Here is a 14,677-nt window from a genome sequence, read left to right as displayed (position 1 = left end):
AGTCAAACTATGAGGTTTTTTTTATGTCTAAGTATACGGTTTATCTTTTCCCTTGAGATCTTTGCTCTCTAGCTAACAAGGTGTTTTTAAGCAACATTGCAATAGTCATTGGTCCTACTCCACCAGGAACTGGTGTGATAAAACTAGCTTTTTTACTTACAGCATCAAAATCAACATCACCAACAATTCTATAACCCTTTGGCAACGTATCATCTTCAACACGTGTAATACCTACATCTATAATTACAGCATCATCTTTTACCATTTCGGCTTTTAAAAAATTAGGCACTCCTAGTGCTGATATAATGATGTCTGCCTGAGAGGTTATCTGCGTTATATTTTTAGTATTACTATGAGTAACAGTTACCGTACTATTTCCTGGCCATCCTTTTCTACTCATCAATATACTCATTGGTCTACCAACAATATGACTTCTACCTATTACAACAGTATGCTTTCCTTTTGTATCTACTTTATAACGCTCTAGTAATTCTAAAATCCCGAATGGTGTTGCAGGAATAAACGTAGACATATCAAGTGCCATTCTACCGAAGTTTTCAGGATGGAAACCATCTACATCTTTACTTGGGTCAACAGCCATTAAAACCCTCTGGGTATTAATTTGCGGCGGTAAAGGCAACTGAATGATAAATCCATCTATATCGTCATTTTCGTTAAGCTGTTCTATTTTATGTAACAACTCAATTTCACTAGTTGTGTGTGGCAATCGTACCATTGTAGACTCAAATCCTACTCGCTCACAAGAACGAACTTTACTCCCTACATACGTTAAACTTGCACCATCATCTCCTACAATTACCGCTGCTAAATGAGGAACTTTCTCACCGGCCGCTTTCATTTTATCGACCTCAGCTTTAATTTCGTTTTTAATATCGTTAGATACTTTTTTACCGTCTAATATTGTCATTTAGTATGTATTTGCAATCAAATTCTCTAATAAAAACATGCGTTGAAAATAAGATTTAACAAAGATACTAATTGAGTATATTATGACAAAGGTTGTCACAAGCTAAATACGATACCCATCTTCGGAAACATTAATGAATGGAAAAATGGCACTTATAACAATTATTCAACGAAACATCTTCTTGTAAGTAGTTTCAGTTTTAAGAAATCTAAGTAATTATTTTAGAAATATTTAACTAAAGCAAATCAAAATCAACAACATAACCATCATTAAATAGCGTTATTTAATCTGAAACAATTTTATGCAAATCTTTAAAAACTCACCAACAATTAAGATAATAGCTAGCTATATCATTCTGAGCGCTATAGCCATTTTTGTTTGTGTCTTTTTGTATCAACAAATTAACAAGGATTCAATCAATGACATTTCCGAAGAAAATAAAGTTATAGATACGGGTGCTATGATTTCAGCATTATATGAAGCAGATAGCTATGCTGCATTATCGCTTCAATCTTTAAAAGAAAATGATTTTAAAATTTATGCTCAAAAAAATGATTCTTTAATAACAACGCTAGTTACACTTAAAGAACAAATATCGCTTAAGGACAATACGAATTTATTAGATACTATTTCGAAGCTACTAAACCTAAAAAAGACGAATATTGAGCAGTTACGCTTTATTAAAATCGCCAACAATAAAGACAATGCACTTGATGCTATATTAAGTGAATTTAAAATTCTTGAAACCAATATGGGTCGCATTACCCTTGGTAATTTTATTGAAAATCCAGAAAAACTCACAAAAAAACAAAAGCAAACAGTACTCGATTTTACAAATTATGTAAACAGTAAAAAAACTACTGTACCAAGTGAGGTGATAGATTCAACATTAACAGCTACAAGGAAAATTGTTCGAAGCGCTAAAATAAACAGCTTAAAACTTCGTAAAGTCCTGCTCGAGCAAGAAGAAAAACTAGTACGAAATGATCTTGAAATCTCTATACAATTGAGAAAAATCATTTCAAACCTTTCAAACGAAATTAATGAGAAACAGCGTAAAGAATTACAATTAAAAAACGAGGCTATTTACGCATCAAATAAAGTAGTTTATATAGCAGGATGGGTTGGAGCAATCCTAATGGTGTTGTTTTCTTATTTAATTATATCCGATTTTTTTAAAGCGCAACGTTTAAAAAATGCACTCCAAAAAGAACAAGAAAAAACAAAGCTAGTGTTAGAAAGTAGAGAGCAACTAATTGCGAGTGTTAGTCACGATTTAAAAACACCACTTACAACTATATCTGGCTATACAGAACTTTTAGAAAAAACAAACCTTGATACGCAACAATTAGATTATAATAATGCTATCAATGAGAACGCTCAATACATTAATCATTTAGCACAGGATTTGTTAGATTTCTCAAAGTTAGAAGCTAATAAAATAACAATTGTAAAAGCACCATTCCAACTTTCTAAACTGTTAGAAAAGGTATTGAATAATGCAATAATGCTACATTCTAAAATCGCGATAAATACCTCAATTGAGATTGACAACACCTTAAAGAATAATTTTCTTTCAAGCGACCCTCTAAGAATAGAACAAATAGTAACTAACCTATTATCTAATGCTTTCAAGTTTACGAAAAGTGGCAATATTAATATTAAAGCTTTTATTAAAGAACATAAAGATCAACAACCAAAAGTATTTATTAAAGTAAGTGATACTGGTATAGGAATTTCAAGTGAAAAATTACAAGCTATTTTTGATCCATTTAAACAAGCAAATAAAAACATTGTACAACAATATGGCGGCAGTGGTTTAGGCCTAGCTATTTCAAGAAAATTAGCAACACTTTTAAATGGAACATTAACCGTAGAAAGCACGCCTTATTTAGGTAGTACTTTTACATTTTCGTTTCCATATATTAAGTCTAATAAAATTACAGAGGCTATTAGTACTTCATCATCACCTACTTTATTTAAAGAGGGAATTATTATTGACGACGATGAAAGTTTGTTAAAATTATTAGAAGTACTTTTTCTTCAACTAAACATTAAAGCGCATTGCTTTTCTAGTTTTGAAAATTTAAAAAAGAACACTCCTAAAGAGTTTGATTTCATTTTAACTGATTTACAAATGCCAGAAGACAATGGCGAAGAAATTTTAAAGAAAATTTATAAAGGTATTGTAGCGAACTATAAAGGACAACCCATTTTTTTGATGTCTGGCAACCTACAACCAAATAAAGAATATTATCAAAAACTAGGTTTTAAAGCAGTAATAGCAAAACCGTTTACCCTAGCGCAATTAGCTGAATTATTGAATATTTCAACTATCAAAAAAGTAGTTTATAATCCTTCTATAAACAGAAAACAGTACACTAGCTTTAATAATAGAACCTTGGAAGAATTTCTCCCGGATAAAGAAACTTCTAAAGAAGTAGTAAAAGTATTTATAGAAGAAACGAATAAAAATATGGCAACGTTATCGCAAGCAATACTTTCAAAAAATGATTTATTATGGAGAGCAACAGCTCACAAAATGGGGACCATGTCGAAACAACTTGAAGCTAAAGCCGTAACAAAACTGTTAAGTAAAATAGAGAACCCTAAAACTCCTAATAATACACAAGAAAGTGTACTTCGAAATCTTGAAATCGAAATAAGTTTGCTCACGAAGGAACTTAAACATTATCTAAATCAATAGCGTAGTGCGCAATTTTATTGTACAATGTTTTACGAGTAATCTTTAATAAGCCTGCGGCTTTACTTTTATTATACTCAGCCTGTTTTAAGGCATTGATTATCAATTGTTTCTCGTTATTCTTTGTTGAGAAATCTGTTACTATTTTTTTATCTGATGTAACAAGCACTTCGTGTGGCAATACTTCAATTGGAATTACATCGGTTGTTGTTAGCAAAACACATCGCTTTAGTACATTTTTTAATTCACGTAAATTCCCAGGCCAAGCATAGTTGTCAAATGCAATAGCAACTTCTTTCGAAATATCTTTCACATTTTTGTTAAGAGCAACATTAGCTTGTTCTATAAAAAAAGAGATAAAACGTTGCAGGTCTTCTTCCCTTTCTCTCAACGGTGGAATATGAATTGTAAATTCTTGTAATCTATGATAAAGGTCTTCTCTAAAATCGCCTCGCTCAACAGCCTCTCTCAAATTTTCGTTAGTTGCTGAAAGCACTCTAATATCAATAGCAATTTCCTTTGAACTTCCTACTGGTTTTATTTTCTTTTCTTGTAAAGCTCGCAATAACTGTATCTGATTTTCATAAGACAAATTCCCTACCTCATCAAGAAAGAGTGTACCAAGGTGTGCATTTTCAAAGTGTCCTTTTTTATCTGCAATAGCTCCTGTAAAGCTCCCTTTTATATGACCAAAAAATTCACTACTTGCAATCTCTTTTGGTATAGCACCACAATCTACTGCAATAAATGGTTGGTTACATCTGTCACTAAAATCGTGTATTGCTTTTGCTGCCACTTCTTTTCCCGTTCCACTTTCGCCCTGTATTAACACAGCCATGGTTGTAGGACTTACTAATTGTATATGTTGTTGATAGGTAATTGCTGCCTTACTTATTCCTTGTAATGGGCTATTATTTGTTTTAACTAATGGCGCTTCTATTTCACTTGCTATAGTTGAACCTTTTACCTCGTTTGGCTTTCGAACATTTTCTAGAATCATCAATAACTCTTCAGGTCTAAAAGGTTTCGAAATATATTCTAACGCGCCCTTTTTCATAGCATCAACAGCTGTAGAAACCTCAGCATATCCTGTCATTAAAAGTACTTGTGTAGTTGGTGCTTTTTCTTTCACAATTTCCAATAATTGAAGACCTGTTGTATCAGGCAATTGTAAGTCTGTTATCAAAACATCAAAACTACCATCAGAGAACAGTGGAGTTGCCTCAGCACCTGTTGTTACTAAACTCACTTCATATTCTTTTTTAGAAAGATAAATATGAAGCATCTTCCCAAAAGCAATATCATCCTCTACTATTAGTATTTTCAAAATATGTTGGTTTGTTCTAAAACGTGAAAATCAAAAAAATATGAAAATTAAAACACTAAAATTTTCATAAAAAAAAGCGCCTCATTTAAGAAGCGCTTTCTAAAGCTAAGTGTTATAAATTAGAGTTGAGGATGGTATCTAATCGTATTAGATACTACTCCTTTTTAATCCACTCACCTTTACTGTTTGCATACACTTCTATAACTTTATCGTCTGTTGAAACAAGCTCTAACTTGTATTCATTCTTTTCATTTTTCCAAGCTTTTGCTAAAGTTGCACTTTCAAAATCTGTTGTTACAGCTTTTAAAATTGCTGGAGGTACATTTTTCAAATCAACTGCTACAAAATCCTGTGTTGTTGCTTTAATTGTTGTTTCAACATTAGTGTCGATTGATGCTGTTTCTTGTGCCTGTGCTACTGTTAAACTTGCTACTGCGAATAACGCTGTGATCATTAACTTTTTCATAATTTCTGAGTTGTTATTTGTTAAACTTGTTATACATATAGAAAAATTTATGCCGTATCATTTAACCAAACAAGAAAACCTATAAACAATTAAAAAACAGACTTATACGAAAAACAAAGAAATCTTAATTTAAATTCAATGTGTGTAATTAAGATCACAACTGTGTGCTTTTTATACAAAAGGCGTATAATAACAACCCTTAAAATTTCGGCATAAAAAAAGCACGAATAAATTCGTGCTGATTATATATTAAGACAGTGATTTATTTACTGTTTCATTTTACCCATCATTTGCATCATCTTACGACCACCGCCGCCTTGCATCATTTTCATCATCTTACTCATTTGATCAAACTGTTTTAACAGTTGATTAATTTGCTGTACAGATGTACCACTACCTTTAGCTATTCTCTTTTTTCTACTGGCATTAATAGTCGAAGGAATACTACGTTCTTCTGGAGTCATAGAATGAATAATAGCTTCAATGTGCTTAAATGCATCATCATCAATATCTACATCTTTAAGTGCTTTTCCGGCCCCTGGGATCATCCCCACAAGGTCCTTCATGCTACCCATTTTCTTTACTTGATTAATTTGTTTTAAGAAATCGTCAAAACCAAATTGATTTTTAGCAATTTTCTTCTGTAATTTTCTTGCTTCCTCTTCATCAAACTGCTCCTGAGCCCTTTCAACAAGAGATATAACATCTCCCATCCCTAAGATACGGTCTGCCATACGTTCAGGATAGAATACATCAATCGCATCCATTTTCTCACCAGTACCAATAAACTTAATAGGTTTATTAACTACCGTTTTAATAGATATTGCAGCACCTCCACGTGTATCACCATCTAGCTTTGTAAGTATAACACCATCAAAGTTTAAACGATCATTAAAGGCTTTAGCTGTATTAACAGCATCTTGCCCTGTCATTGCATCAACCACAAATAAGGTTTCATCAGGATTCAATGCGCGGTGCACATTTTCAATTTCCTTCATCATTTCCTCATCTACAGCAAGACGTCCTGCTGTATCGACTATAACTACATTATGCCCATTTTGTTTCGCGTAAGCAACTGCTTTAGTAGCAATATCTACGGGATCCATATTTCCTTCATCACTAAAAACCTCAACACCTATCTGGTCACCCACAACGTGCAATTGGTTTATTGCCGCAGGACGATATACATCACAGGCAACTAGTAAAGGTTTCTTTGTCTTTTTAGTTTTAAGAAAGTTAGCTAATTTACCAGAAAAAGTAGTTTTACCACTACCTTGTAAACCTGACATCAAAATCACACTTGGCGATCCTTTCAAATTAATCCCAGCAACATCACCTCCCATTAAAGCAGTAAGCTCATCTTTAACAATCTTCACCATTAATTGGCTAGGTTGTAAAGCAGTCAATACATTTTGACCTAAGGCTTTTTCTTTTACAGTATTTGTAAAATCCTTTGCTATTTTAAAGTTAACATCGGCATCAAGTAGTGCGCGGCGAACTTCTTTCAACGTTTCTGCAACGTTTACTTCTGTAATACTACCGTGACCTTTGAGGACGTGGAGGGCTTTATCTAACTTATCACTTAAATTATCGAACATGAGCTGTAACTTTTAAATATAAAATCCTTTTCTAATATTATGCAAAAAAGGAATGCAAAGATACTAATTGCCCTACTAGTATCAAAGGCTGAAATTACCTAATCGTATGGTTTTCTTCGGAAATTTTAAAGCTGTAAAATTGCGCTTAAAATTAGACTAACGTTAGCTTCTCATTAAGAATGAAAAGCTACTTCCTTATTATTCTTAAAGTTAAAAGGGAAAAGTTTCAGATTTAGTTCTAATCTCAGTTTCTGTTACGTATTATAAAATCGTCTTTAAATTAACTATCTTGAATTTTTAAACTTTCAGTTATGAAAAAAACTCACACGCTCTCATTACTTGCTCTTTTATGCTGTTTTATAACAAACCAATCATTTAGCCAAACTACAATAATACATGCAGGACAAGTCCTTGCCGTTCCTAGTAAAGCTCCTAAAAAAAATCAAACCATTATTATTGAAAATGGTATTATCAAATTAATACGTGATGGTTTTCAACAACCAGCACAATTAGGTTACAACAACGCCAATGTTACAATATTAAATTTACAGGATAAGTTTCTAATGCCTGGCTTTATTGATATGCACACGCACATTACTGGTGAGCGTGACCCTTCTGCAAATCCGCATGAATGGACAACTCTCGAGGAAGCTGATCTTGCTTTTGACGCAATACCGTATTCTAAAAGAACGCTAGAAGCAGGCTTTACTACTGTACGTAATTTAGGTGGAGATCCACATATTATGAATGCTTTAAAGCGCGCAATATCTAAAGGAATAATTGCTGGACCGCGTATTATGGCATCAAATGGAGCCGTTTCAGCCACAGGTGGACACGGCGATTTCCACGGCTACAACTCACACATTATGGAAGCTATAGGCACTAGCGAAAACATTTGTAATGGTAGCGATGATTGCAGTAGAGCTGTTCGAGCTTTAGTTAAAGAGGGCGCCGATGTCATAAAAATAACTGCAACCGGAGGCGTTTTAAGCAACACCGCAGCAGGTGTAGGCCAACAATTAACGGATGCCGAAATGAAATCTATCGTTGAAACAGCACGAAGTCTTGGAAGAAAAGTTGCTGCACATGCTCACGAGGCCGATGGTGTTAATGCAGCACTTAGAGCTGGTGTAAATTCCATCGAACACGGATCGTATTTAAATGATGAATCTATAAAACTATTTCAAAAAACCGGGGCTTATTTAGTACCAACTTTATTGGCTGGAGTTTCGGTTTATGAAGAGTTAAGTGTAAATCCAAATATCCCGCCTGCAATTATAGATAAGATTAAGCAAGTAGCGCCTGTTGTGGAAGCAAGTTTTAAAAAAGCACTAAAAGGAAAAATTAATATTGCTTTTGGTACTGACAGCGGAGTAAGTAAACATGGAACAAATGCAAGAGAGTTTCAACTAATGGTAAAATACGGAATGGATGAAAACGAAGCCATTAAAACTGCTACTATCAACGCTGCTACTTTACTAGGAATGGAAAAAAAATTAGGAACCTTAGAAAATGGAAAGTTTGCTGATATCGTTGCCGTCAATGGAAACCCCCTTGAAGATATTAACGAGTTAATGGATATCGACTTTGTAATGAAAGGCGGTATTGTTTACAAAGGAGAGGAAGTAGAATAAATTACAAATACAGAAAAAACAAGTTATATCTGTAAATTAAAAAAGCCACCTCACAGTCAGTAGGTGGCTTTTATCTTAAAATAAATTGAGCGTTAACAATAACCTCTCAATAAGTATAACAGGCTACGTCCCGAAATACCACCTTAGGTTTATATTTTATTTTTTACATAGTTTTACATTGTTAAAATTATGGAAGAAGAAAATTCAGTTTGTAAAGAAAAGACATTTGACGAGGTATATAAAACATACGCTCAGTCTCTACGCAGTTTTGTATTTTTTAAATGCAGAGATGAGGCACGTTCATTTGACATTGTGCAAGAGTCCTTTATTAAGTTATGGGAAAACTGCGCAAAAGTTTCACCTGCAAAAGCAAAATCCTACCTATATACCGTTGCGAATAATAATTTTCTAAATGTTGTCGCACACCAAAAAGTGCGTTACAAATATGCCGAAAGCAAAACAGCACGAGTTGACAATCAATCGCCAGAATATTTATTAGAAGAGCAAGAATTTGGTGACAAGTTACAACGAGCACTCGATGGCTTGACAGAAATCCAACGCACTGCATTTTTAATGAGTCGCGTTGAAGGTAAAAAGTATAGAGAAATTGCTGAAGTTTTTAATATTTCAGAAAAAGCAGCTGGGAAACGAGTTTTAGATGCATTAGAAAATTTACGGTTATCCATTGAAAATATCTAATGCTTAAGGTGGTATTTTAAGAACTCAACTGTTTAACTAGTAGAACGATAGAAATGAACAAAGAACAATTAATAAAAAAATGGCTCAACGGCGAGTGTTCAGCGCAAGAAATTGCTCAACTGAAAACACTTCCCGAATTTGCTATGTATGAGAAAATCGATGCTAAAGTAAAGCTACTCGAGACACCTCAACACGATGTATCTGCTGGATTGACAAATTTAAAAAATCAAGAAAATTTCAGAAAAAAGAGCAATACTAAAGTTAAGTATTTATCATTCCAAACTATTTCTAAAATTGCAGCTATATTAATAGTACTAGTAGCATCTGGTATATTTCTAACTACTGTTGAAACTTCAGTAAATGGAGATTTAGCTGCAATCGAAAAAGTATCATTACCTGACAACTCAAGAATTTCACTAAGCGAAAACGCTAGTGTTTCATATAAAAAATACAATTGGCATTTTGAAAGAAACGTTGAACTTACTGGTGAGGCATTTTTTGAAGTAGCAAAAGGAAAAACCTTTACTGTTACTACACCTCAAGGAGTTGTAACAGTATTGGGAACAAAATTTAATGTAGAAACTACTGAAACTGGAATTATTGTAACCTGCTACGAAGGTTTAGTTTCAGTTACTAGCGGAATTACTTCTGTAAAAGTTGAACCAGGAGAACGCTATGAGTTTAACAATAAGGCGTTTACAAAACACAAAGTCTATACAACTCATCCAACTTGGATTTTTAACGAAAGTAGTTTTACAGATCAAGATTTATATTCCGTTTTAATGGAACTTGAAAACGAGTATAATATAACTGTGAATACTAAAAATATTGACGTAAATTTACGCTACACAGGTACTTTTACACACAGTAATCTTGATGATGCTTTGCGAACAATAACAGTACCCCTTAATCTTTCATATAGCAAAGACACTAAGAATGGCGTACTTATTTATGATAGTAGAAAAAAGGAATAACGCTCCACTTCTATTCTTACTTGCTTTTTTATTTTTAAGCCTCACCGCTTATAGTCAATCTAACAATTTAGTTTCTTTTTCTGAAGCAGTTATTAGCATTGAGGAATCTTTTGACGTCAAATTTTCATTCGATAGTAATAAAGCGAAACTAATACATGTTGAAGCGCCAGAGATTTCAAATTCTTTATCCGAAATATTATCATCCATAACAAGTGCCACCCAAATTAAATTCACCGCGATTGACTCAAGGTATATAACCGTTGTTTTTCCTGAAATTTACGTCACAATTTGCGCCTCCATAATTGACACCGAAACTGGAGCACCTGCAAACAACATCACGTTAATTTATAACACTCAAGAAGTACACTTAGAAAGCACTGGGAAATTTACGCTTGAAAATATTAAAAACGACACGCAAATTGAAATCTACCGAGAAGGAGCTTTTTTAAAAACTATAATAGCTCAAGAACTTGAAAGAGATAATGATATTTGCCCAATTATTTTTATTAATGAAAACCTCAACTATCTCCCAACAGTAACATTACAAAGCTATATTGTAAACGGTATTGCTAAAAACAACAATGGATCTGTAACTATAACTAACAAGGAGTTTGAAATTCTCCCTAGCTTAATTGAGCCAGACGTTTTACAAATTGCTCAAGTGCTTCCTGGAGTGGCTAGTTATGATGAAACCGCTTCTAATATCAATATTCGTGGTGGAGAAAGTGATGAAACGCTAATATTGTGGAATGATATTAGAATGTACCAAACAGGACATTTTTTCGGACTTATTTCTGCGTTCAATCCCAATCTAATAAAAAGGATGACTATTTATAAAAATGGTACGCACCCTAGTTATGGAGAAGGAATCTCAGGAACGTTAGCAATGGAATCTACGAATAGTGTTACAAAAGATTTTGAAGGTGGTGCTGGCGTTAATTTAAGCAGTTTAAATGCGTACGGAATGATCCCAATTTCTGAAACTTTCGGAATCCAAATTTCTGGAAGAACTTCTATTAATAGTGGAGTTGGAAATCCTGTCTACAAGCAATTTTTCGCTAGAACATTTCAGAATACATCTATTACAAATCTAGATTCAGATGCTACTTTTGGAGTGCGCTCTACTGATGAGGAATTCTCGTTTTACGATTTCAGTATTTCGACAATATGGGATATCACTAAAAAAGACAAGATTACATATAATTTCATGACTATTAGTAATCAATTGCAGTTTACAGAACGTTTTGTGGCTGTTGACAGCTCACAAGCTTCAACCAATAAGCTTAGACAACGAACACTTTTAGGCGGCTTTACTCATATTAGAAACTGGAATAACAAACTTCAATCAAAAGCTAGTTACAGTGCTAGCACCTATGTTTTTAACGGAAGTAATTCTCAAGATGAATTAATAGAACTTCAATCGCAACGTAATGAAGTGAAGGAAAAATCAGCTCGCTTTGAAGCTTCTTACCAACTAATAGACGCATTAAAATTAGAAGCCGGCTATCAATATTTAGAGACCAAGGTGACCGATACTGACAATGCCGTTATAAACCCCATTAATCTTAGTAATACAACTATAGCTAACTCATTCTACGGAAATGCTACATTAGCATTAAATGACAGTAACACTATAATAAATGGAGGGCTTCGGTGGATTAACTATGCTAATTTCAATGCACGTTTAGAACCAAGAATAAATATACATCACAAGTTTTCAAAAGCATTTCAAATATTTGCTGCAGCCGAACAAAAAAGTCAAACAGTGTATCAATTTACTGCTCGCGAAAACCAACTTTTACAATTAGAAAATGATAGATGGCTTGTTGCCTATGGAGATGATAATCCAGTTTTAGAAAGTCAACAAATTTCAATTGGATCCTCTTTCACAGAAAACAATTGGACATTTTTAGCCGAAGGGTTTTACAAAAAAGTTAATGGTATCAATACCCAAAACTTAGGTTTTAGAAATCAACTTCAAAACGTAAGCGAGATAGGATCATACAACTCAAAAGGTATTGAGTTTACAGCTAGTAAAAGGATTACAAATTTCTCTGCTTGGATGAGCTATACTTTTATAGATAGTAATTACAATTTTGACAACTTTGAAATCCCTACTTTTAGAAGTAATCTAGATGTTGAACACTCACTTACAGCAGCTGCAACCTATTCTTGGAGTAAGATTCAATTTTCTGCTGGACTAAATTATCATTCTGGGATTCCTTACACCACCCCTTTAACTAATACTGCAATTGAAACTATTGGCAGTTCTCCATTAATTGAATTTAATAAACCCAACAATGAAACTTTAGAGTCCTATTTCCGAACAGATATTTCGGCTAAATACAGTTTTATTATTGACGAAACATTTTCAGGAAATCTAAATATTTCTTTATTAAATATCTTTGACCAACAGACAAGACTAGACAGTTATTATCAAATAGGAACTGATGAAAACAACGAAGCCTCAATAAATAGAGTTGATCAATATTCATTGGGCTTCACACCTAATATCTCATTCCAGCTATTTTTTTAGCCGAAATATTACATTGTTTACATACGCTCTGGCACATTAATACCTAGTAATGAAAAAGCTGTTTTAATAACATCTCCTACAGCGGCACACAATGCAACTCTAAACTGAATTTCTTTATTGTTATCTGCTGCAAAAATTGGTACATTTTGATAAAAGGAATTAAATTCTTTTACTAAATCGTATGTGTAATTAGCAATTAATGCAGGGCTATAATTTGAAGCAGCTTGCTGAATTACATCAGGAAATAATTGCAATGTTTTCAACACTTCTTTCTCCTTTGGATCTAAAGTATAATCCTTTAAGTCTAAAATTAAATCGCCTTCACTTTTTCTAATAATTGACTGAATACGTGCATACGTATATTGAATAAATGGCCCTGTGTTTCCTTGAAAATCTACACTCTCTTCAGGATTAAAAAGTATGCGTTTTTTTGGGTCTACTTTTAGAATGTAGTATTTAAGTGCACCTAAACCAATTGTATGGTATAATTCGTTTTTTTCTTCTTCGTTAAAATCATCAATCTTACCTAAGTCTTCACTTATTTCACGTGCAGTGTTTGTCATGTTTTCAATCAAGTCATCTGCATCAACTACAGTACCCTCTCTACTTTTCATTTTTCCACTTGGAAGATCAACCATTCCGTAACTTAAATGGAATAGATTTTCTGCCCATTTAAAGCCTAGTTTTTTAAGTATTAAAAATAATACTTGAAAGTGATAGTCTTGCTCATTTCCTACTGTATAAATCATTCCTGTTACATCTGGATAATCCTTTACACGCTGTATAGCCGTACCTATATCTTGCGTCATATATACCGCAGTTCCATCACTACGAAGTACAATTTTTTCATCTAACCCTTCTTCTGTCAAATCGCACCATACTGAGCCATCTTCCTTTTGAATAAACACTCCAGATTTTAAGCCTTCAGCAATAAATTCTTTTCCTAAAAGGTAAGTATTACTTTCATAATAATTTTTATCAAAATCTACTCCTATAGCTTCATAAGTAGCATCAAAACCTTCGTAAACCCAGCCGTTCATTTTCTTCCATAGCGCAACTACATCTTTATCTCCAGCTTCCCATTTAAGAAGCATTTGTTGGGCTTCAATAATAATTGGCGCTTCAGCTTTAGCTTCTTCAGTAGTTTTTCCCGAAGCTTCAAGTGTTGCTATTTCGGCTTTATATTCTTTATCAAATCTAACGTAATAATCTCCCACCAATTTATCTCCCTTTTTCCCAGTAGACTGTGGTGTTTCACCATTTCCATAGCGTTCCCAAGCAAGCATAGACTTACAAATATGGATACCACGATCATTAATAATTTGCGTTTTATAAACTTTTTTACCACTTGCTTTAACAATTTGAGCAACACTATACCCAAGTAACACATTACGCACGTGACCTAAATGTAAAGGCTTATTTGTATTAGGTGATGCATATTCTACCATCATTGCATCATCGTTTTGTGGCTGTATTCCGTAGCTTGAAAAATCGGTTACTTCCGTAAAAAAGTCTAGAAAATGAGTATCACTTAACACTACATTTAAAAATCCTTTCACCACATTAAACCTAACGACCTCAGTTACATTTTCTACTAAATAATTTCCTATCGCTTCACCAATTGCAACAGGATTTCCTTTTACAACACGTAGCATTGGGAAAACTACCACTGTAATATCTCCTTCAAACTCCTTTCGAGTTGCTTGAAATTCTACAGTTTCGAGTGTTGCATCGTAAGCTGAACTAATAGCATCTTTTATATGTTTAGTAAGTGATTGCTGTAATGTCATTGGTATAAAAATTTAAGACTG

At 33.5% G+C, this 14,677-nt stretch carries 10 protein-coding genes; 5 read left to right on the top strand and 5 right to left on the bottom strand.

Annotated features, from left to right (window positions below):
• Nucleotides 1-40 precede the first annotated feature (40 nt).
• The gene (locus tag GBH57_RS14535; RefSeq protein WP_151675225.1) at nucleotides 41-928 is read right to left on the bottom strand and encodes a bifunctional 5,10-methylenetetrahydrofolate dehydrogenase/5,10-methenyltetrahydrofolate cyclohydrolase; all 888 of its coding nucleotides are present in this window, start codon (nucleotides 926-928) and stop codon (nucleotides 41-43) included.
• 301 nt (nucleotides 929-1,229) lie between these two features.
• Here GBH57_RS14535 and GBH57_RS14530 point away from each other — a divergent pair, with 301 nt between their 5' ends.
• Nucleotides 1,230-3,635 carry a hybrid sensor histidine kinase/response regulator gene (locus tag GBH57_RS14530; protein WP_151675224.1) on the top strand — a complete coding sequence of 802 codons (2,406 nt, stop codon included), beginning with the start codon at nucleotides 1,230-1,232 and terminating at the stop codon, nucleotides 3,633-3,635.
• Here GBH57_RS14530 and GBH57_RS14525 read toward each other — a convergent pair.
• From GBH57_RS14525 to ffh, 3 genes are all read right to left on the bottom strand, one after another.
• Nucleotides 3,613-4,959, bottom strand: a complete 1,347-nt coding sequence (locus GBH57_RS14525) for a sigma-54-dependent transcriptional regulator (RefSeq protein WP_308640259.1) — start codon at nucleotides 4,957-4,959, stop codon at nucleotides 3,613-3,615. The genes GBH57_RS14530 and GBH57_RS14525 overlap by 23 nt on opposite strands.
• Before the next feature lie 154 nt (nucleotides 4,960-5,113).
• Nucleotides 5,114-5,425 (bottom strand): hypothetical protein, encoded by a 312-nt coding sequence (locus GBH57_RS14520; protein ID WP_151675222.1) that lies wholly within the window; start codon nucleotides 5,423-5,425, stop codon nucleotides 5,114-5,116.
• 266 nt (nucleotides 5,426-5,691) lie between these two features.
• Entirely contained in the window at nucleotides 5,692-7,023 is a 1,332-nt protein-coding gene (gene ffh, locus GBH57_RS14515; protein ID WP_151675221.1) for a signal recognition particle protein, read from the bottom strand.
• Nucleotides 7,024-7,334: 311 nt separating this feature from the next.
• On the opposite strand from ffh, the gene GBH57_RS14510 reads away from it, so the two are divergent.
• The 4 genes from GBH57_RS14510 (at nucleotide 7,335) to GBH57_RS14495 (ending at nucleotide 12,866) form a co-directional block, all read left to right on the top strand.
• The gene (locus GBH57_RS14510; RefSeq protein ID WP_151675220.1) at nucleotides 7,335-8,657 is read left to right on the top strand and encodes a metal-dependent hydrolase family protein; all 1,323 of its coding nucleotides are present in this window, start codon (nucleotides 7,335-7,337) and stop codon (nucleotides 8,655-8,657) included.
• Nucleotides 8,658-8,846: 189 nt separating this feature from the next.
• Nucleotides 8,847-9,356: an RNA polymerase sigma factor gene (locus tag GBH57_RS14505; protein WP_151675219.1), complete on the top strand. Its 510-nt coding sequence runs from the start codon at nucleotides 8,847-8,849 to the stop codon at nucleotides 9,354-9,356.
• Nucleotides 9,357-9,409: 53 nt separating this feature from the next.
• Nucleotides 9,410-10,330: a FecR family protein gene (locus GBH57_RS14500; protein WP_151675218.1), complete on the top strand. Its 921-nt coding sequence runs from the start codon at nucleotides 9,410-9,412 to the stop codon at nucleotides 10,328-10,330.
• Complete coding sequence (locus tag GBH57_RS14495; RefSeq protein WP_151675217.1) at nucleotides 10,293-12,866, top strand: TonB-dependent receptor plug domain-containing protein; 2,574 nt, start codon at nucleotides 10,293-10,295, stop codon at nucleotides 12,864-12,866. The genes GBH57_RS14500 and GBH57_RS14495 overlap by 38 nt, the downstream gene beginning before the upstream one ends.
• Before the next feature lie 17 nt (nucleotides 12,867-12,883).
• Here the strand turns inward: GBH57_RS14495 and argS are convergent, their stop codons facing one another.
• Nucleotides 12,884-14,656, bottom strand: coding sequence for an arginine--tRNA ligase (gene argS, locus GBH57_RS14490; protein WP_151675216.1), 1,773 nt, complete (start codon nucleotides 14,654-14,656; stop codon nucleotides 12,884-12,886).
• Nucleotides 14,657-14,677 lie beyond the last annotated feature (21 nt).

The organism is Patiriisocius marinus (assembly GCF_008974325.1).
GTDB lineage: Bacteria > Bacteroidota > Bacteroidia > Flavobacteriales > Flavobacteriaceae > Patiriisocius > Patiriisocius marinus.
The sequence above is the reverse complement of the archived record's forward strand: the minus strand, read 5'-3'. Positions and strand labels throughout refer to the sequence as shown.